The 20,153-nt window shown below is 66.7% G+C and carries 16 protein-coding genes; 9 read left to right on the plus strand and 7 right to left on the minus strand.

What is annotated here, in order from left to right; genetic code table 11:
- The first annotated feature begins 211 nt into the window (after positions 1 to 211).
- Positions 212 to 1,570 (plus strand): BTAD domain-containing putative transcriptional regulator, encoded by a 1,359-nt coding sequence (locus tag TV39_RS19335; RefSeq protein ID WP_043484864.1) that lies wholly within the window; start codon positions 212 to 214, stop codon positions 1,568 to 1,570.
- Between the two features lie 108 nt (positions 1,571 to 1,678).
- Here the strand turns inward: TV39_RS19335 and TV39_RS19340 are convergent, their stop codons facing one another.
- Positions 1,679 to 2,896, minus strand: a complete 1,218-nt coding sequence (locus tag TV39_RS19340; protein ID WP_043484867.1) for an aminotransferase class I/II-fold pyridoxal phosphate-dependent enzyme — start codon at positions 2,894 to 2,896, stop codon at positions 1,679 to 1,681.
- A 345-nt stretch (positions 2,897 to 3,241) separates the two neighbouring features.
- On the opposite strand from TV39_RS19340, the gene TV39_RS19345 reads away from it, so the two are divergent.
- Positions 3,242 to 4,051, plus strand: a complete 810-nt coding sequence (locus TV39_RS19345) for a hypothetical protein (RefSeq protein ID WP_043484869.1) — start codon at positions 3,242 to 3,244, stop codon at positions 4,049 to 4,051.
- A 54-nt stretch (positions 4,052 to 4,105) separates the two neighbouring features.
- Here the strand turns inward: TV39_RS19345 and TV39_RS19350 are convergent, their stop codons facing one another.
- Complete coding sequence (locus TV39_RS19350) at positions 4,106 to 5,026, minus strand: phosphatase PAP2 family protein (protein ID WP_043484871.1); 921 nt, start codon at positions 5,024 to 5,026, stop codon at positions 4,106 to 4,108.
- Positions 5,027 to 5,157: 131 nt separating this feature from the next.
- On the opposite strand from TV39_RS19350, the gene TV39_RS19355 reads away from it, so the two are divergent.
- The 7 genes from TV39_RS19355 (at position 5,158) to argS (ending at position 13,161) form a co-directional block, all read left to right on the plus strand.
- Positions 5,158 to 5,709 carry a universal stress protein gene (locus TV39_RS19355; protein ID WP_082049905.1) on the plus strand — a complete coding sequence of 184 codons (552 nt, stop codon included), beginning with the start codon at positions 5,158 to 5,160 and terminating at the stop codon, positions 5,707 to 5,709.
- On the plus strand, positions 5,709 to 6,251 hold the full coding sequence (locus TV39_RS19360; RefSeq protein WP_144406476.1) for a fluoride efflux transporter FluC: 543 nt from the start codon (positions 5,709 to 5,711) through the stop codon (positions 6,249 to 6,251). The genes TV39_RS19355 and TV39_RS19360 overlap by 1 nt, the downstream gene beginning before the upstream one ends.
- A gap of 5 nt (positions 6,252 to 6,256) precedes the next feature.
- Positions 6,257 to 6,625, plus strand: a complete 369-nt coding sequence (gene crcB / locus TV39_RS19365) for a fluoride efflux transporter CrcB (protein ID WP_043485172.1) — start codon at positions 6,257 to 6,259, stop codon at positions 6,623 to 6,625.
- A gap of 428 nt (positions 6,626 to 7,053) precedes the next feature.
- Positions 7,054 to 7,698, plus strand: a complete 645-nt coding sequence (locus TV39_RS19370) for a hypothetical protein (RefSeq protein ID WP_043484874.1) — start codon at positions 7,054 to 7,056, stop codon at positions 7,696 to 7,698.
- A 327-nt stretch (positions 7,699 to 8,025) separates the two neighbouring features.
- The gene (locus TV39_RS19375; protein WP_043484875.1) at positions 8,026 to 9,078 is read left to right on the plus strand and encodes an o-succinylbenzoate synthase; all 1,053 of its coding nucleotides are present in this window, start codon (positions 8,026 to 8,028) and stop codon (positions 9,076 to 9,078) included.
- Between the two features lie 85 nt (positions 9,079 to 9,163).
- Positions 9,164 to 11,251 (plus strand): PhoX family protein, encoded by a 2,088-nt coding sequence (locus TV39_RS19380; RefSeq protein ID WP_043484877.1) that lies wholly within the window; start codon positions 9,164 to 9,166, stop codon positions 11,249 to 11,251.
- 164 nt (positions 11,252 to 11,415) lie between these two features.
- On the plus strand, positions 11,416 to 13,161 hold the full coding sequence (gene argS, locus TV39_RS19385; RefSeq protein ID WP_052500638.1) for an arginine--tRNA ligase: 1,746 nt from the start codon (positions 11,416 to 11,418) through the stop codon (positions 13,159 to 13,161).
- 60 nt (positions 13,162 to 13,221) lie between these two features.
- On the opposite strand, the gene TV39_RS19390 is transcribed toward argS, so the two are convergent.
- From TV39_RS19390 to TV39_RS19410, 5 genes are all read right to left on the minus strand, one after another.
- Complete coding sequence (locus tag TV39_RS19390) at positions 13,222 to 15,135, minus strand: glycoside hydrolase family 3 protein (protein ID WP_043484882.1); 1,914 nt, start codon at positions 15,133 to 15,135, stop codon at positions 13,222 to 13,224.
- A gap of 59 nt (positions 15,136 to 15,194) precedes the next feature.
- A complete protein-coding gene (locus TV39_RS19395; protein ID WP_082049907.1) occupies positions 15,195 to 16,205 on the minus strand; it encodes a carbohydrate ABC transporter permease in 1,011 nt (336 codons plus the stop codon).
- 10 nt (positions 16,206 to 16,215) lie between these two features.
- Positions 16,216 to 17,163: a carbohydrate ABC transporter permease gene (locus TV39_RS19400; RefSeq protein ID WP_043485174.1), complete on the minus strand. Its 948-nt coding sequence runs from the start codon at positions 17,161 to 17,163 to the stop codon at positions 16,216 to 16,218.
- A 23-nt stretch (positions 17,164 to 17,186) separates the two neighbouring features.
- Positions 17,187 to 18,461: a sugar ABC transporter substrate-binding protein gene (locus tag TV39_RS19405; protein ID WP_043484889.1), complete on the minus strand. Its 1,275-nt coding sequence runs from the start codon at positions 18,459 to 18,461 to the stop codon at positions 17,187 to 17,189.
- Positions 18,462 to 18,795: 334 nt separating this feature from the next.
- Complete coding sequence (locus tag TV39_RS19410) at positions 18,796 to 19,890, minus strand: LacI family DNA-binding transcriptional regulator (RefSeq protein ID WP_043484891.1); 1,095 nt, start codon at positions 19,888 to 19,890, stop codon at positions 18,796 to 18,798.
- Positions 19,891 to 20,153 lie beyond the last annotated feature (263 nt).

Here is a 20,153-nt window from a genome sequence, read left to right on the forward strand (position 1 = left end):
GGTGCGGACAAATGCGATATTCCTCCGCGACCTGCGGCGAGTCAACACATGTCGCGGCGTGTTCGGGGGCACGGGGCCGCAATGCGTAGCCGGGGCGGTCTTTGGGGGAGCTGCGGCCGATTAACAAGTAGTGGCTACTCAGGCGGATCATCAGCTTGCTGAGTAAGGATTGTCCCTAATCGCCGTCGGTGTGGAATTGGGGGTTACCCGCATGCTGGAAGCGGAGGTGGTTGCGGAACCGCGCCGGTCGCCGTCGGCCTCGAAGTCCGGAGTGCCGTCCGCCAAACTGGACGTCAGCATTCTGGGCCCGCTGACAATCCGCCGGGGGAGTCATACACTGGGCGCGCATGACCTGGGCGGACCCAAGCCACGCCAGATCCTCGAAATCCTTTTGCTCCATCTGGGTACCCCGGTGTCCAAGGGCCGCCTAATCGACCTGCTGTGGGAGGGGCGGGCCCCCGTCCTGGCGCTCGCCACCCTGGAAAGCCACGTCAGCGTGCTGCGCCGCCACCTCCAGCCCGGCACGGGAAAGGCGGGCCCGCTGAAGACGGTCACGGGCGGCTATCTGATGGACCGGGCCCTGGTGGATCTGGACCTGGACCGGTTTGATGTCCTCTTCCGCCTGGCCGCGCAGGCGGAACCCCGTCGCGCCCTCAGTTTCCTGACGGAGGCACTCGCCCTGGCGTCTGCGCCGTTGCTGGGCGGGGAACTGCTGCCCGCCTGGGCCGAGCAGGAAAGGTCCATGCACGCGGCGCGGGTAGTGGAAGCCAAGGTCATGGCGGCCCAGGCGGCCTGCGCGCAGGGGCTTTCCGAAATCGCCATGGCCTGGGCTACCTCGGCGCTGGAGGACGACGTCCTGGCCGAGCGCGCCTGGACAGTGCTGGTCCTTGGACTGGAACGGTCCGGGCAGCTGACCGCGGCACTTCGGGCGTTCGACCGGTGCCGGCACGTCATGGACCAGGAAATGGGATGCGCGCCGGGCCCCCTCCTGCAAGCGGCCCACGTACGCCTCCTGCAGGCCACCGCCGCGGCCGACGGGCCGGAGTCGGTGCTGGAGATCGCGGGGACGGCACGCACCGGGCCTGCGGAACGCGAAGGACGAGGGGAATCCGGAGGACGTGCGGGATACGGACTGCCCGAGTCCGGCGATGCCGAAAGGCTGGTCCTGGCCGTCGGGCCGTCCGCACAGTTCGTCGAACAGATCACTGATGCCCTGAACCGCGAACCAGGCCTGCGCAGCGTAGGAGCGGCCACATCCGTTGAATCGGCCATAGCCATGGCGCGCGACGTGAAGCCCGATGCCTTGGTCATGGCTTACCGTCTGCCCGACGGGACCGGGCTGGACGCTGCCAGACAGATCCTGCTCGCGTTGCCGGCGGCGAGGATTGTCATTCTGGCCTCCGAATGCAGCCCGGAAGCACTGTGCGAAGCAGCGGCCTTGGGAGTCTGTGCCTTCCTTCCCCAGGCGGGCCCCCTGCCAACCGTGATGGACACCCTACGCCATGCGGGGTCGGGAAACATGCTGGTCCACCCGTCCATTGTGGCCAGGCTCGGACAGGGTAAAGGGTAGCGCTCCGGCCACCAGGCCACCTGGCCGAGGCCAGCAGGCCGCCCGGCTCCGGATGCCCGGCTCCGGCCCCGAGGCCAGCAGCCGCCCGGTGCCCGCGGTCAGCCCCGCCTACCCCATCCCCGCCAGCCGGATCGCCTCTGCGAACGCGGGCAAGCTGCGTTCCACCATCTCCTCGTTGGCAGTCAGTGAGATCCGGAAGAACCCGGGTGTTTCGAACAGGACTCCTGGCAGCACAAAGACATCATGGGTTGCCAAGGACTCTGTGAACGCTTCGTCGTCGGCCACCGGGGAGCGGACAAAGAGGTAGAACGAGCCCTCCGGCCGGTGCAGCTCATAGCCCATCCCCGTCAGCTCCTCGAAGAGTCGGTCCCTCTTCCGCTGCAGCTGCCCCACGTCGATGGTGAATGTCTCCAGCGCGGGCAGCGCGTATTGAAGCAGGGCGTTGGGGTAGATCCAGCCCATGGCAACCTGCAGCCCGCCAAGTATGTCCCGCATGGCATCCCGGTCCGGCATGGTGGGCGGCAACGCTAGGTACCCCACGCGCTGCCCCGGCGCCAGGTGCGTTTTCCCGTAGGAGTAGGCCAGCAGCGTGTACGGATAATACTCGGCCGGGCTGTGGAAGCGGGCGCCGTCGTACACAATCCGGTTATATGCCTCATCGGACAACAAATAGATCCGGCGCCCGTTCCGCTCCGAGGCGAGTTCCAGCATCGCGGCCAGCTTCACCAGCAGCGTCTCCGGGTAGATCCGGCCCGTGGGGTTGTTGGGGCTGTTGACGATCACCACCCTGGTCCGCGGCGTGATGGCGGAGGCAATGGCCATGAGGTCCAGGTCGAACGTCTCGGGGTTGATGCGCACTTTGACCGGGACCAGCCCCGCTTCGGTGATGATCGGCTCATACAGGAACCACGGCGGCAGGCTGTAGACCACCTCGTCGCCCGGATCGGCCACGGCCTTCAACGCCATGGCGATGGCCGTGAAACCGCCTGTGGTGAGGTGGATATCCTCCGGCTCGAACGGCATCTCCAGCAGGCGCTGCAGCGATGCCGCCGCGGCGTTCTGGGCTTCGACGCCGTTGGTCTTGTAGGCAAACCAGCCCTCGTTCCGGGGTTCCAGCTGTTCCCGCAGCGCCGCAACATATGCCTCCTGCGGCATTTGATGCGGGTTCCCGAGGGTGAAGTCGCAGATTCCCGGCTTGTCCTGGCGGCCGGCATGAGTGCGCAGGAATCCCTGGACCCTGAGCAGTGACGGAATGGAAGCGACAGCCCGTGCCCTCGCCGGGAAATCCACCCGCGCGGAGAGCTTGGAATCGTAGATACCGGCCATCAGAGCAACCCCCTGTTTGAAGCAGCGTGGAAGTCAGCTCGCTGCTGAGCCAGTGGGGCTGTTGTGCGATTTATTCTGTCCCTCGGCGGCAGCAATGTAAATGGGATTCGCCTTCCACGGCCCCCTAGATGCACGTGCCCGTGCCGTCAACACTCGTCTTTGCGGTTTTCGCTACCCGCCGCAACACCCGTAAAGTGGGCTGCGGACCTTTGCACTACGCGTGCAACGTCCCACGGGTTGACCGGGAACTGGGCTCGATCAACCGCGCATCCCCCTCGAACGCGGCCGTTGCTGCGCCATGCCTGCCTCCGATCACATCGGGCGGGCCAGACCCAGGAGTATCGTTTGCTTCAGATCAACCTTGTTGCGGCCCTTGCCGCGCTGCCCCTCCTGCTGAGCCTCGGCACCGCACCTGCGGCCGCACCGGCTTCGGCTCCCGCCGCGGCCCAGACGGCGTCCTTGGCGCAGCCGGCATCCCTGCAGCCCGCGGCATCGAAGAAAACACCGCCCCAGGAGGCGAAGATGCAGCCCGCGAAAACCCTCCCGCCAACGAACTCCTCGGTCAAGGTGGTGGACACCACCGCGGCGATCAACGATCCCGCCTGGTTCAAAAAAGCGTACGACGACGGCGTCCGGCTGTACGTCATGCACTCCACCGCGTGGGGTACGTGTGATCCCTGGTACCGGACACAGCCCCAGCTCAAGATGGCGCTGGACGCCGGCCTGAAAATTGCCGTGTACACCCGCGACGCCAGCTGCTGGCAGGGCGGCATCAGCGCTGCCGGCCCGTACGCTGCGCAGCTTCAGTTCTTCGCCCTCGACGTGGAGCCGGGCAGCCCTCCGGTGACCCGGGCCATGGTGGACGGCGTCCGCAGCATGGGGGTGCGGCCCGTGATCTACAGCGGCAGCGGCATGTGGCCGGACCTGATGAACAACAGCACGGCGTTCTCCGACGTTCCGCTGTGGGACACCAACACCGCCAGCCCCCTCGAGTACTCCAGCTGGTCGGCCGACTACCTTGCGCCCGCCCCGGTGCAGTACGGCGGCTGGAACACGGCCACCACCATGCGGATCGGCATCCAGCAGAAGTTCGAGCACAGCCTCAACGGCGTCCCGGTGGACCTCAACTCCTTCGACGCCGCGTTCCTGAAGTAGGCGGGGCAATCGTGAGGTGGAATCCAGCGCCGTGCGGCAACAGCCGGCGGCCCGTCAGCGCCGGCCGGCGCCCCGCCGTCGTGCGGCAAACGCAAACAGTGCAGTTGTTGCCACGGTGGCCAGATATCCGGCCACCACAATCAGTGAGATTCCGCCCCAGAAGTAACTGGTGCCGCTCCCGCCCTGGCCGGGAACGTAGCGGGTAAGCAGGAACGTGGCGGTCGCCGCGAACAGCAGGGAGATCATGCCCGGCAGCCGGATCCACCAGCGGGAGGACGCCCAGTGCCCGCCGAAGCCGTCCCACACATTCCAGGCGTTGCCGGTGCGGATGATCAGCCAACCGGCCGGAATGGCGAACGCACCCACCAGCAGGAACGCGGCGATGACGTCCGCCGGGCGGTGCCACTGGTTCACCACCGTGGAAATTCCGGACACAATGGCGAAGCTGCCGCCGGCAAACCCCGCAAACGGCCGCCAGCGCGGTGACGCCATGAGGAACACCGCGGCCGCAGCCGAGGCCGCCAGCGTGGTGTGTCCGGACGGCAGCGAATTCAGCTCCAGGGTCTCCACCCCGCGGAACGGCCGCTCCGGCAGCAGCTCCTTCAAAACCTGCGTGGCGATGTTCGCGGCAATACATGCGGACACGGCGATGCCCGCGGCACGCCAGCGTTTCCGGATCACCGTCACAAACAGGACGACGACGGCGGCCACCACCAGCGAGATGGTGGGCAGCCAGTCCAGGAACCTGGTGGCGGCCTTCCCGGCCGGGCCGTGGATGGCCACCGCCTCCACGAGGGCGGATTCGTCAATGTACTGGCCCGTGGTGGTCCGCACGAAGAAGTAATACGTGGCAATCACACCGGCCACGCAGGCCAGCGTCGCGAGAAGGCACAACGCACCCAGCGCCACTGCGCCACGCACCTGCCCGGCGGGCCGCCGTCGTCGGGAATCTTTAAGGTGGGAACTCATCACCATCAGCGTCCCACAGAATGCTGGGAGCCGTCTGCGGAGGGGGCCGGGGCGCCGGTGTCATACCGCTCCGGGGATACGGGTGATACGTTCTTCGCGGACCTCGGCGTCGCCCACGCCACTGAAAGGAGCGCCCCATGAACGATCCCGCGAAGGAAACCCGGCCCGCCACCGGGTCCACGGCATACGTCCCGCGGAAGATCACCGGGCCCGTCCTCATGGGCGTCGTCCCCGGCCAGCCGCTGGCCGTGGCACACCGCGCCGCGGAACTGGCCTACAGCCTGAACGTGGAGCTGATCTGCGCCTATGTGGACGTCACCACCTATCTCGCCGAAGAACCCGACGGGCGGGTCGAGGCCCTGCCGATTGATCCGGACGGCGTCGACGACGACATCGAAGGCATCAGCGCCGGCATCGCCGAACGCCTTCAGGAAGCGCTGGACGGAACCGGCATCCGCTGGTCATTCGTGAAACTTGGCGGTGAGCCGGCCAGGGCACTGGGACGGCTCGCCGAGACCACGGATGCTTCGGTCATCGTGGTCGGCACCCGCGAACGGGGCCTCGGAGCCCGCTTCGAGGAGCTGCTGGTGGGGTCCGTCGCCGTCCATCTCACCCACCGCCAGCACCGGCCCGTGCTGGTGGTTCCGCTCGCCCCGCACGCCAGACAGCGTCCGCAGGAGGGACACTGATGGAACCGCCGGCAACAGCCGACGACACGGATGAAGGCACGCTCGGCGAGGCGCGCGCCCGCCGCCCGGTGCACCTGCACCCCGGCTTCGTGCTGGTGGTCATCGCCGGCGGCGTGTTCGGAGCCCTGGCCCGTTACGGCCTCAGCACCGTCCTGCCCGCCCCGGACGGGTGGCCGCTGCCCACCCTGATCATCAACCTGACCGGGGCGCTGCTGCTCGGCGTCCTGCTGGAGGCCCTGGTCCGCCGCGGCCCCGACGCCGGACGCCGGAGGATGGTCCGCCTGCTCGCCGGAACCGGGTTCATGGGCGCCTTCACCACCTACAGCACGCTGGCGCTGGAAACGAACACGCTCATCGGCGCCGGACGCATCGCCGACGCAGTAATCTACGTCGCCGTCACACTGATCGGCGGCGCCATCGCAACAGTGGCCGGGATCCGGGCCGCCGTCGTGTTTCACAGCAGGACTGCACGACGCCGGGAGGGCGCCGCCCGCCTTCGGGATTCGACGCGGCACCCCGACAGGCAGGAGGGCAGCCGGTGAACGTCCTGACCATTCTCCTGCTCGGGCTGGCCGGCGGACTCGGCGCCGGAACCCGCTTCGTCGTCGACGGGCTGGTCCGCTCCAAACTCCGCACCGCACTGCCCGTGGGCACGATCGCCATCAACATCACCGGGTCCTTCCTCCTGGGCCTGGTGGCCGGGGCGGTGATCGTCCGCGCCGCGCCCCCGGAACTTCAGGCCATCGCCGGCACCGGATTCCTGGGCGGATACACCACGTTCAGCACGGCCAGCTTCGAGACCGTCCGGCTCGTCCAGTCCCGCCGCACGGGACTGGCCCTGCTGAACGGCATCGGCACCGCCATTGCGGCCGTGGGTGCAGCGGCCGCGGGCCTGGCCCTGGCCGGCCTGCTGTAGCACCTGCCGCAGCCGTGCCGTGTCCGAAGCGGGACGTGTCCGAAGTGCCGCAGCCGTGACATGTCCGTACCGGCGGCCGCTACTGGCGGCAATCCGGCGCCAAAACAGGTAGCAAATACTCGTGCCCGCGGGCGGCTGTCCTTCTTACGCTTGGCCTAGCGGCCGTCAGCCGATCAGCACTAAGCCGGCGACCGTGGCGGATGCCAATGTCCCGGGACGGTGACACGCAGGGCATTGGCATCCGCAAAAACCCGTTGACACCCCGGTGGAGCCGGGGCTAGCTTGATCGTATTGTCGGCCCGGACTCAGCGGCCGCAATATCACCGCATCACAACTGGTCTCGTTCGCCCATTGCGGGCATTTGATGTTTAACATCGGCAGGACAGGTCCGTATGCGCCCCCTCCTGCCACATTTCAGGAGTGCTGCCATGAACCGAAAAATGAGGAAATTGTGCCTGCCCGCCGCCCTGTCGCTGGCGTTGCTATCGGGAGTTTCGGCCCCGGCGTTTGCGGGGTCCGACGGCGGGGGAAGCGCAGTGGGGCCGTGGCCCCCGGAGGACACGGACGGGAAGTACGTTTCCGTTCCCGACGCGTACTACGCGGACTACGAGTTCGAAGCCTGTGACACCACCATCAAGGTATCTGCCGGCGACGAGCGCGAGGTGAAGTACAAGGGCGAGAAGAAGGACAACGGCACGCTGGTCATCAAGTACCGGGGCGACGCCACGATCGACCTGACCCGCGCCTCCGACGGCGCCACCATCGACGAGCTGGACGTCTCCGGGCCGTTCACGATGCGGCTTGCGGCGGACGGGCTGAGCGCCCACCTGTCCGGCCGGGGTCCAGCCCTGATCTATGCCATGGGAGCTGCCGAGGAGAAGGCCTTTGAAGACGAGGGCCTGCCCAAGGCGTTCTACTTCACCGAAGGCCGGCTGTCCGGGAACGTGGTGTACGCCTCCACCGACCAGAAGGAAGTAGTGTCCGGCGAGATCACGCACAACAGCATCCGGCACGCGAAGGACATCTGCAAGATGCTGGACCGCGCCAAGGATGACGATCACGGGCACCGGTAACCGGACGGAAACCAGCCGGCCATCATGCGCTGTTTGCGGCGCGTGGTGGCCGGTTCCGTGAGTACGATCCGGGGGCAAAAACGAGTAGCAAGTACTCATGCGGCACCGAATCCGGGACCCTAGCATTCTATTAACGGCCGGGTTGCGGACCGGCCGGCCCCGCAGCATTTCCTGCGGTTTACCGCAGGAAATGCAGGCCCGGGGCTCCTTGAGCTGGGCCGGCGGCGACGAGTCTCATAGACGTGAAGCTCGCCCCCAGTCGCCGTCGGCCCTACCAGGGGAGTGGCTGGCCGAATTACCGTCAGACGTGGCCGGTAGAGTGAAAACATGCCCGCCGACACACACCGCCAGCCCCAAAACCTCCCTCCGCAGGATCTCCCTTCGTTGGACGAGCTGGTGGCGTCAGCGCACGTGGTGAGCCTGCCCATGCGCGTGAAATTCCGGGGCATCACCCGGCGCGAGGCCCTGCTGCTGGACGGCCCGGCCGGCTGGGGCGAATTCTGCCCCTTCCCCGAATACGGGGACGCCGAGGCTTCCCGCTGGCTCGCCTCCGCTGTCGAGGCCGGCTGGCAGGGCTTCCCTCCAGCGCTGCGGTCAGTGATCCCCGTCAACGCCACCGTTCCCGCTGTTACCGCGGACCGTGTTCCGGAGATCCTGGCCCGTTTCGGCCGGGTGGACGCCGTCAAGGTCAAAGTGGCTGAACGCGGCCAGACGCTCGAGGACGACGCCGCCCGGGTTGCCGCTGTCCGCAGCGCCCTGCCGGACGCCGCCGTCAGGGTGGACGCGAACGGCGGCTGGGACGTGGCCGCCGCCGTTGAGGCACTGACCCGGCTGTCCGCCGTCGGACTTGAATACGCCGAACAGCCGGTCCCTGACATCGAGGGCCTGGCCGAAGTGCGCCGCCGGCTGCGGGCCGCCGGCATCCCGGTGCTGATCGCCGCGGACGAGAGCGTGCGCAAGGAGGAGGACCCCCTCCGCGTGGCGCGGGCAGGGGCGGCGGACCTGATCGTGGTGAAGGTGGCGCCGCTCGGGGGAGTGCGGCGCGCCCTGGAGATCGTGGCGCAGGCGGGCCTGCCGGCCGTCGTCAGTTCCGCGCTGGACACCTCGGTGGGGATCCGCGCCGGGCTGGCCCTGGCGGCGGCGCTCCCGGAGCTGCCCTATGCGTGCGGGCTGGGAACGGTGTCGCTGTTTGAACAGGACATCACGCTGGATCCGCTGGTGGCCGACGACGGCGCCATCCGCGTCCGCGACGTCACCGCCGACGCCGGGCTGCTTGAGCGCTACGCGGCAGCCGAGGACCGGCGGGACTGGTGGCTGGACCGGCTCCGCCGCGTCCACGCAGGACTCAGCCAAGGATTCCCGGAGGTCACTATCGGTTAACCGGGAATTCATCTGGCTGACGGCTGCGTGTTGGAACTGGCTGGAAGGGTGGGCGGGACCGCATCACATCCCTTGGAAGGCCCCCATGTCTGAAACGACCGGACGCAAGTTTGCCCTACTCCCCATGCTTGGCCACACCAAAGGCAAGCGCAGCCCCGTCACCTGCGCGCTGAAGTGCGACAACGCCTGCTCGGGCGACGTCTGCAACACCAGCTCCAACAGCTACTTCCGCGACATCGCCTCTGCCACGATGTCCCGCCGCGCCGCCCTGGGATTCGGCGCCGCCGGTGCGCTCGCCGTCGTACTCGGAAGTGCGGTGACGTCCGCCGGAACCGCAGTGGCCGACGGCGGCACCGGCCTGGCCGCCGCCGCAAAGGACGGCTTCGGCAAGTCCAAGCTGCAGTTCACCGCGATCCCGTCCATCGCGGCGGACGTGGACAAGCTGACCGTGCCCGCAGGGTTCACCTGGCAGCCGGTCATCCGCTGGGGCGACCCCATCTTCAACACCGCGCCGGACTTCGACCTCAACAAGCAGACGGCCGCCGCGCAGGAACAGCAGTTCGGCTACAACAACGACTACTCGGACATCCTGGAGATCCCCGGCAGCAAGGGCCGCCGCGCCGTGCTGTTCGCGAACCATGAGTACACCAACGAGAACATCATGTTCCCGGCCACCATGCCGGCAGCCGACGTCCGCGCAGTGGGCCAGGCTGCGCACGGCCTTACCGTGGTGGAACTGGAACGGAAGAACAAGAACAAGCCGTGGAGCTACGTCAAGGGCGCCGGACTGAACCGCCGCTACCTGAACAGCACGGTCTACGAACTCACCGGGCCGGTGGCCGGATCCTCGCTGGTGAAGACCATCGACGACCCGTCCGGCCGCGCCATCAAGGGCACGCTGGGAAACTGCTCCGGCGGCACCACCCCCTGGGGGACCATCCTCTCCGGCGAAGAGAACTTCAACGGCTACTTTGTCTCGCCGGGCACATCGGCAGAGGACAAGCGCTACGGCCTGACCTCGAAGGCCACCGCGCGCCAGTGGGAAATTGATGACAAGCGCTTCGACACCCGCAACAAGGGCTACGAGAACGAAGCCAACCGCTTCGGCTGGATCGTGGAAGTTGACCCGTTCGATCCCACCTCCACCCCCAAGAAGCACTCCGCCCTGGGCCGCTTCAAGCACGAGGGCGCCAACGTGATCGTGGCCGAGTCCGGTCACGTGGTGGCCTACTCCGGCGACGACGAGCGCTTCGATTACCTGTACAAGTTCGTGTCCAAGGACAAGTACCGGGAGGGCGACCGCAAGCACAACATGACCCTCCTCTCCGCAGGCGACCTCTACGTCGCCAAGTTCACCGGCAACTCACCGGCCGCCGAGATCACCGGCACCGGCGCAGTTCCGGCCGACGGCGCCTTCGACGGCACCGGCGAATGGCTGCCGCTGGTGGTGGGCGGCAAGTCCTGCGTCCCCGGCATGCCGTCCGTTGAAGAGGTCCTGGTGTACACCCGCCTGGCCGCGGACAAGGTGGGCCCCACCAAGATGGACCGCTGCGAGGATGTCCAGCCGAGCCTGCACACCGGCAAGGTCTACGTGGCCTGCACCAACAACTCGGACCGCGGCAAGGCGGGCAAGGAAGGCGCCACCGAGATCAACCCGCGCAACGCCAACCGCGACGGCCACATCGTGGAAATCACCGAATCCGGCGACCAGACCTCCACCACGTTCACCTGGAACCTACTGATGGTCTGCGGCGATCCGGCCCAGGGCGACGTCACCTACTTCTCCGGCTTCCCGGTGGACCAGGTTTCGCCGATCTCCTGCCCGGACAACCTCGCCTTCGACGCCGTGGGCAACCTGTGGATCTCCACCGACGGCGCCCCCTCCGGCATCGGCCGCGCGGACGGTCTGTTCAAGGTCACGCTCGACGGCGCCGAGCGCGGCAAGGTGGAGCAGTTCCTGGCCGTGCCGCGCGACGCCGAGACCTGCGGACCGATCGTGCACGACGACGAGCGCACCGTTTTCGTCTCCGTGCAGCACCCGGGCGAAGACGGCACGTTCGACGCGCCTAACTCGTACTTCCCGGACTACGTTGCGGCAGGCACGACGCCGGCGAGCGGCCAGGTCCGCGCCCCGCGCCCGTCCGTGGTCCAGGTCTTCCGCACGGACGCGTAGTCACGGTTCCGCCTCCGCCTACATCCAGCCCGCCCGTTGCTCTATCACTTGTGGTCCTTTAGAAGCTGTTTTGGGGACCATAAGTGATAGCGCAACGCGGGTAGGTGAGAGGGTCGGAAGGGGCCGGGACTGATAATTTTGAGTTTGTGAATAATCCGGCCGAGATGGTTGTCCCCAGAGTCCAGGCAGCTATTGCCCATGCGTTCGGCGAAGAGTTCCGGGACACTGATCCAGTTGTCCGGCCGTCGCAGTTCGCCGACATCCAGATCAACGCCGCCATGGCCCTCGCCAAGAAGGTCGGGTTGCCGCCACGGGATGCTGCTGCCAGGATCGTCGAGGCACTGGAGCTCGACGGACTCTGCACCGGCGTCGAAATCTCCGGCCCTGGCTTCATCAACCTCACGTTCGACGGCACCTGGATCGAGGAGCTCCTCAACGCCCAGGCATCCCGGCCGCAAGGCGGGCCGGAGACGCAGGCCCAGCGCGTCGTCGTCGACTATTCCTCCCCAAACGTTGCGAAGGAAATGCACGTGGGGCACCTCCGCACCACCGTGGTGGGGGACAGTCTGGTCCGCGTCCTCGAGGCGCTGGGCCACACGGTGATCCGGCAGAACCACATCGGCGACTGGGGCACGCCGTTCGGCATGCTGATCGAGCACTGGCTGGAGATCGGCGAGGACTCGCCCGAGGCGGCCCTGCTGGTGGAGGACCCCAGCGCTTTTTACCAGGCGGCGCGGGCAAAGTTCGACGGCGACCCCGACTTCGCCACGCGCGCCCGCCTTCGCGTGGTGTCACTGCAGTCGGCCCACGAGGAGACGCTGGAAGTCTGGCAGCGGCTGGTGGACCACTCAAAGCTGTACTTCAATGCCATTTACGCCACGCTGGGAGTCAGCCTCGAGGACGACCACATCGCCGGCGAGAGCTCGTACGATCCGCATTTGGCACAGCTGTGCCAGGAACTGGAGGAGCGCGGCCTGGCCCGCATCAGCGAGGGGGCGCTGTGCACGTTCCCGGCGGGCTTCAAAGGCAGGGACGGTGAACCGCTGCCGCTGATCATCCGCAAATCCGACGGCGGCTACGGGTACGCCACCACCGACCTTGCCACCATCCGGTACCGGGTCCACGAACTCCATGCGGACCGCATCCTCTACGTGGTGGGTGCCCCGCAGAACGTGCACCTCCGGATGGTGATTGAAACCGCGCGCGAGGCCGGCTGGCTCCCGGACACTGTGGAAGCCACCCATGTGCAGATCGGCAACGTGCTGGGCGAAGACGGCAAGATTTTGAAGTCCCGATCCGGCACTCCGGTGAAGCTCATGGCCCTGCTGGACGAGGCCGTGGACCGTGCCCGCGCGGTGGTGGAGTCAAGCCGCCCCGACCTCTCGCAGGAGGAACGCGCCGTCACCGCCCGGCAGGTGGGGATCGGGGCCGTCAAGTACGCCGACCTCGCCGTGGGGCACGACACCGAGTACGTCTTCGACTTCGACCGGATGCTGGCGCTCAGCGGCAACACGGGCCCGTATGTGCAGTACGCTGCCGCCCGGATCCGTTCCATCCTGCGGAAGGCGGAGGAGGCCGCGGCCGCGTCGGCGGAGCTTCGCGGGGTGGCGGGGGAGCCGACGGCGGAAGCCAGGATCGCCGTCGTCGAACCGGCCGAGCGGGCCCTGGCCCTTCATTTGCTGGAGTATGGCGCCACCCTGCGGCGGGTGGGGGACTTGCTGGAGCCGCACCGGCTGTGCTCCTACCTGTTCGAACTCTCGCAACTGTTCACCTCGTTCTACGACCAGTGCCCGGTGCTGAAGGCGGACGAGTCCGTCCGCCAGTCCAGGCTCGCCCTGTGCGGACTCGTCCTCCACAGGCTGTCCGAGGGGCTGGACCTGCTGGGCATCGAGACGCCGGAGAACATGTAGCGCCCGGCGCTCTCTCACTTCCTGCGGCACTTGCCGCAGGAACTGAGAGAGCTTCCGGGACTAAGCCGCGGGAGGTGAGAGAGGGCCCTGCGGAAAGCGCAGCCCGTGCCCGAACGCATAGAGGGGGTCGGCGGTGTCGCCCGGGACGTCCGAGCGTGAAGCACGCACTGCGTCCATGGTGCGTGGAATCTCGAACGGGAGGCTGCCCTGGGGCTCGATGCGTCCGAACAGGGCGTCGAGGAGCGCCGTGTCCGAGACGCCGAACGTGCCCATGAGGGCCGAAGCGAACCCGGCGAGAGGCGTCAGGATTGCTGGCCGGTCAAGCCGCACGTCGATGATCAGCGGAATCTTTTCGGCCAGGGTGCGGAGCCGGGAGACCAGTCCGGGCGGGAAGTCCAGGCTCCCCGCGTGGAAGTGCTGCTCCAGGAACAGGTCGTCGCGGTGGTCCCAGGGGGAGTGCAGCCGGATCACGGCAATGTCCGCCTCCTCCGGGTCCTGCACCACGGTCCCGAAACCGTCGAAACTCAGCGGGTCCATCCCCTCGACATAAACCGATGGCGAGCCGGTCAGCGGCAGGAGAGTACCGCCGTCGTGCGTTCCGTTGGCCAGCACCGTGACGGACCGGGACTGGGCGCGATGTCCTTCACTCCGGAACTCGGCGTTGCCCACGGTTTCGGCCGCGGCGTCCTCGTCCACGAAGGGGTTGTCGAACAGCCCGAGCTGGAACTTGACCAGAAGCAAGCGGCGCGCGGATTCGTCCAGGCGCTCCTCGCTCACCAGCCCGTCGCGGACCAGGCCGATGAGCAGCTCGGTGCATTCCTCGCCGCCGAACTGGTCCACCCCGGCGTTGAGGATCTTCAGCATCCGCTCGGGAGCCGTGAGTTCTTCGACGCCCCAGGCCCGCGCCGGCAGCACCTGGTCGCCCACGATGTTGTCGTTGACCAGTTCCCAGTCGCTGAGGACCACGCCGTCGTAGCCGAGCTTGTCCCTGAGCAGACCGGTGATGATCTGCTTGTTGTAGCCGAATCCGACTTCCTCGACCGGTTCGCCGTCGAGTTCGACGCCCACCGGCATGCCGTAGTAGGGCATGATGGCGCTGGTCTTCTCCGCGATCGCCGCGCGGAACGGGGCCAGGTGCTCGTCGAAGCGGCCGCCGGGGTAGACCTGTTCCCTGCCGTAGGGGAAGTGGGCGTCTTCGCCGTCGCGCTGCGGACCGCCGCCGGGGAAGTGCTTGGTGGTGCAGGCAACGCTGTCCGGCCCCAGCTCGTCACCCTGGAACCCCTGGAGGTATTCGACGACGTACTTCGAGCTGAGTTCCGAGTCCTGTCCGAAGGTTCCCGCCTGCCGGCACCACCGGGGCTCGGTGGCGAGGTCGACCGTGGGATGCAGGGCGGCACGGATGCCGACGGCGGTGTACTCCTTGCGGGCGATCTCGGCAAAACGGCGGATCAGGTCGGCGCTGCCCACCGCGGCGAGGCCGATCGGCTCGGGCCACTGCGAAAAGTGGGCCGCGGTGAACGAGACACCGGAATTTTCGATGAATGCGTGGCGCGGGTCCGTGGAGATCGTCACCGGGATTCCGTGCGGTGCCTGCTCGGCAAGCGACTGAAGGGCGTTGCTCCAGCGGGCGGCCTCACGGGCGGTGCCCAGGGCGTGGATGTTGAAGTGGTTCATGAACTTGCCCAGGATCACGGTGCTGGTGGGGGACTTGCTGATGTTGCCCGGTGTCTCAAGGAGGGAGCCCTCCGGTCCGGTCTCAATAACCGTGTGGAACATCAGCCCCGCTTTTTCCTCGAGGCTGAGGCGCGCCACCAGGTCGGCGGCGCGCTCGTGCGGGCTGAGGTCCGGGTTTTCGAAGGGATCCATGATCCCGTTGCCGTTGAGGTCCCGGTATTCCGTGCCGTCGGCGGTTATGGACGTTCCGGGGCGGGCGGTGCGTCCGGGGCGGGAACTGGTCTGGGTCTGTGAAGTCATGGGTGCTCTCTTGCGTCAGGTAGTGGCTGGAAGGCATGGAAGGCTGCGGGCCGGCGGGCCTATTTGATACCGGTGGCTGCGACGCCTTGGATGAAGTACCGCTGGAGGGCGACGAACAGCAGGAGGATGGGCGTGATGATGAGCACCGATCCGGCCAGGAGCAGCCCGTAGTCGGTGGCATTCTGGCCGGTGGAGTAGAGGGACAGTGCCACGGGCAGGGTGTACATGTCCTCGCTCTGGGCCACCACCAGCGGCCACAGGAAGTTGTTCCAGGAACCGAGGAACGTCAGGATGCCAAGGGTGGCAAGCGGCGGCCCGCACAACGGCATGACGATCCGCAGGAAGGTGCGCAGTTCACCGGCACCGTCGATGCGGGCCGCTTCGATCAGGGAGTCCGGGATGCCCATGATGAACTGGCGCATCAGGAACACGCCCATCGGTGCCGCAAGGAACGGCAGGATCAACGCCGGATACGTGCTGACCAGGCCAAGCTTGCTGACCATCACGAACAGCGGAACGAACGTCACCACGCCCGGGACCATGAGCATGACCATGACCAGCAGGAACAGGAAGCGTTTGCCAGGGAAATCCATCTTGGCCAGCGCGTAGCCCACCATGGAGCAAAACAGCAGGTTTCCGAGGACCGTGAACACAGCAACCACAACACTGTTGAGGAAGAACGTGCCAATGTGCAGCTCGTTGAACCAGACCAGGAAGTTGTCCAGGGTCGGCTGCTCCGGCCACCACGTGATGGGACGGCGTAGAAGTTCGCCCTGGGTCTTGAACGCGCCAAGAAACATCCAGGCAAATGGCAGGAGCGTCGCGGCAACTCCGGCCACGAGGGCGGCGTACGTGAGCGTGCGCCGCGCCGGCGCGCGCCGGCCGGACCGCCGTCGTACGTTTCTGTCCTTGGGTGGCTTGACGGCGGCGGCCGCTGGAACCGGGGCTGTTCCGCGCACGACGGCGGCAGTTACGTTTCCGGGGGACCCTGCGGCGGGTGCCGCAACAGTTGGCTCCGGCGGAGCCGGTGCAGCGGGTGCAGGGAGCGGGGAAGTTTCAGGGATCGTCATGGGGCGGGCCTCAGTCCTTGGATCGCAGGGCACGGAATTGGAGCAGGCTCAACAGCGCAATGGCCACGAAGAGCACGTAGCTGGCCGCGGACGCCAGTCCGTATTTCCCGAACCCGAACTGGTTGTACGTGAAGTAGCTGACCGACAGGGTTGAATCCAGCGGGCCACCCTTGGTCATCACGAACGGTTCTTCGAAAAACTGCAGGAAGCCGACCGACAACAGCACAGTTCCCAGCAGGAGGGTTGGACGCAGCATCGGCAGGGTGATCTTCATGAATCGCTGCCAGGCGTTGGCGCCGTCCACTTCCGCGGCCTCGAGGATGTCGGCCGGAACGCTCTGGAGCCCGGCCAGGAAGATGATCATCAATGTGCCCAGGTTCCGCCAGACCGCCAGCATAATCAGCGCCGGCATGGACCACGTGGTGCTGTTGAGCCAGTCCGGTCCGGCGATGCCCACCCAGCCGAGCATGACGTTCAGCAACCCGTCCGGCTGCAGGATGAACCGCCACACCACGGCTACGGCAACGATGCTGGTGACCACAGGTGTGTAGAAGCCAACGCGGAAGGCCGTCCGGAAGCGCGTGATGCCATTGTTCAGGGCCACAGCCAAAGCGAGGGCAAGGACCGTGGTGAGGGGGATGCCCGCCGCAACGAAATAGGCCGTGTTCAGGACGGAGTGCAGAAACTGCGGATTCCGGAAGAGCGCGGCGTACTGGTCGATCCCGACGAATCCCACCGCGAGGGGGTTGTCGATGTCCCGGCTGGTGAAATCGGTGAATGACATCAGGAACGATGACACCAGCGGTCCCAGCATGAAGACGGAGAAGATGAGGACGAAAGGCAGCGCGAACAGCCACGCTGTCAGCGCGTTCCGGCGCCGCCGTGTGCGTCCTGCCCGGGCCGGAGGCCTGCCGGCACCTTTCGAGGTGCCGGCACTTTTCGAGGTGCCGGCAGGCATCGTGTTGGTGGTTGTGGCCACTGTTATTTCCCGGTGCCGATCGAATCTGCGGTCTGCTGCAGGGACTTTAGCGCCTCGGCGGGGTCCTTGCCGGCCTTGACGATCTGCTCAATTTCGCTGTCCGCGGCTGCGGCAACCTGGGTCCAGTTCGGGACGGCCGGCGGGTTGTTCGTGGTCTTGAGCTGGTCCCCGAAGACGGAGAGCTTGCTGTCCTCGGAAAGCGACGGGTCCTGCCAGGCGCTTTGCTGCGAGGGCAGGTCGCCGGTGGCCTTGTACCACTTGAGCTGGGTCTCGGGCTTGGACAGCCACTGCACCAGCTTCCAGGAGGCATCCCGGTTCTTGGACTTTTTGAACACCACCATGTTGGACCCGCCAACGAAGGATGTCGAGGTCTTCTCCTTGGGCATCGGGGCAACCTTGTACTTGCCCTCGAAGCCCTCTCCGCCGGCCTTGTTGAGCAGCCCGACGTGCCAGGGGCCGCTGATCATCATGGGGGCGGAGCCGTCCACGAAGGATGCCTCGGCAGTGGTTCCCGTGGACACGGCCTTGGACGCGATCCCGTCAGCGAAGAAGCTCGAGTAGTACTTCAGGGCCTCTGCTGCTTCCGGCGTATCGAGGGTCCACTTGGTGCCGTCGTCGTTCATGAGCTTGGCGCCGTTGGACCACTGGAACGGCAGGGTGGCCTGGTAGGAGTCGGCGCCGCCGGTGGGCAGCTGGACTCCGAATTTCGCTCCGGCCTTGTCCTGGAGCCCCTTGGCCAGGGCTTTGAAGTCATCCCAGGTTTCCGGTGCCTTGGTGATGCCGGCCTTCTCGGCGAGGTCGCTGCGGTAGTAGACCACGCGGGTGTCGACATACCAGGGCACGCCGTACGCAGTGCCCTCAACTTCAGTGGACTTCACCGAGCCTGGGAAGAAGCTGCCGGCATCGATCTCCTTCGGTGTTGGGTCGAAGGAGTCCGCGAAATCGCCCATCCAGGTGGTGCCCATCTGGGCGACGTCCGGGGTTGTCCCGCCGGCGATGGCCGTCTGGTACTTGCTGAGCGCGGCGTCCCACGGGATGGCCGTGACATTCACTTTGACGCCGGGGTTCTCCGACTCGAACTCCTTGAGCAGTGCCGGCAGGGCCTCGCCTTCGCTGCCCTGGGCCCACAGGGTGATGGTGCCGGAGGCCGCACCCGAGGCAATCGGCTGGGCCGATGATGCGGCGGAAGAACCTGTGGAGTCCCTGCCGCAGGCGGTCAGCAGCAGTGTGGCCGCAAGACCGACGGCGGCTGCCTTCAGAGCGTTCGGATGGATCATCTTTGTTCCTTTCGTGGGTTCCGCAGGCACGGCCGTCATCGGCTGGGCGCGGAGGGGCGGGCACCGTTGGGGCACCGCTTTTCGAAGTATCTAAGCGCTTTGATTTATCGCTAAGACCAATCTAAGCGCATTGAAAGTGATCTTGGCAACAGTTGCGCGAAAGAAAGTTGTTACACGGGGAGTGGTTGCTGGGCGCGGAGGATGTGCCGGGTGCGCGCCTCGAGGGCGTCGTTGGGGAGGCTGGCTTCGCGCCGCGGGGGCGGCGTCGGGCGCGGGGAATCGTCCGGGCTATCCCTCTTCTGGGACGGCCGGTTGTCGGTGGGGGACTGCGGGCTTAGCCCGGCTGGCAGCCACAGCTTTCACGGAGGATGACGCGCACGGGCAGGCGGATGGCCGCCGGCGGCTTGTCAGGATGATCCAGCCGGTCCAGGAGTAGGTCCACCATGGTGCGACCCATCTGTTCCATCGGCTGGCGCACGGTGGTCAGGGACGGCCGGATGACCCGCCCGGCCGCGATGCCGTCGAAGCCCGTCACGGCAACGTCCCTTGGAACATTGACGCCCGCAGCGGCCAAAGCGTCCATGACCACCAGTGCGTCCTGGTCGGTGGCGCACACAAAGGCGTCGGGCAATGAGCCCTGCTCGCATATGGCCCGGACGACCTCCGTGACGGATTGTTCGCTGCCGCACGGGTACTTCGGCTCCCGCGTATTTGGCAGTCCGGCATCGCTCAGCGCACCGAGGAAGCCCGCGAGCCGTTCATCGTTGTCCGAGGACGGCATGCCGCCGAGGAACATCAGTTCGGATAGTCCGTGCGCTGCTATGAGGTGTTCGGTGATAGCACGGACACCGGAGACGTTGTCCACGGTGACGTGGTCCAGCTCGCGGTTGTGCACGCTCTCGGAGATCTCCACCACGGGGATGCGCCGGGCGATTCGGGCAAGGGCCTCGCTGGGTACGGAGCGGGGGAACACAGCAAGACCGTCAACGCGGCCGGCGATGTCCGACAAGACAGCCTCATTGTTTTCCGGATTTCCGCCGCCCACCAGGAGCGCCTGCCCGCGCCGCCAGCATTCCAGTTCGACGCCGCGCTGGACCTCGTCCACATACAGCGGGAACAGCCGGAGATCTTCATTCCGGCGTTCAAGGTCGGCAGCTGCAGGTTCGTGGGGGTCCTGGCCGTCGCCGCGGATTCCGTCCGCCGGGTCCAGGAGGTAGTCGTAGGCGAACAGTCCCAGGGCGCCCGTCCGGCCCCGTGCCAGGCCGCGGGCGCTGGCGCTGGGAACGTAGCCCAGTTCCTCCGCCGCAGCCAGGACAAGTTCCCGAGTGGACGCTTTGACTTTGTCGGGTTGCCGGAACGTGAAGGAGACCGTCGCGATGGAGACGCCAGCCCGCTCCGCTACATGGTAAACCGTGGGACCTTTTGCCATATCACTTCTCCTTCCCTCAAGAGTCTATGCGCTTAGGGTGACGACTGGGGAGTGCGTCGGCTCTGTCGCGTGTGTCAGCGTGGCGAGCGCGTCGGCGTCGGCGTCGGTCTGTCGGTAAAAGCATGAGTATTGGCAAAAGTATGAGCATCAGCGCGGGTGGGTCGGCGAGCCTGGCCGCGCGCCTGCCGCCGCCGCTACGTCGGTGCCTTGGCTCCGACACTCGCTCAGATCCTGTTGGTTCCAGCAGAAAGTGAACGAGCGTC

Origin of the sequence: Arthrobacter sp. SPG23 (genome assembly GCF_000876655.1) — a bacterium.
Classification (GTDB): domain Bacteria; phylum Actinomycetota; class Actinomycetes; order Actinomycetales; family Micrococcaceae; genus Arthrobacter.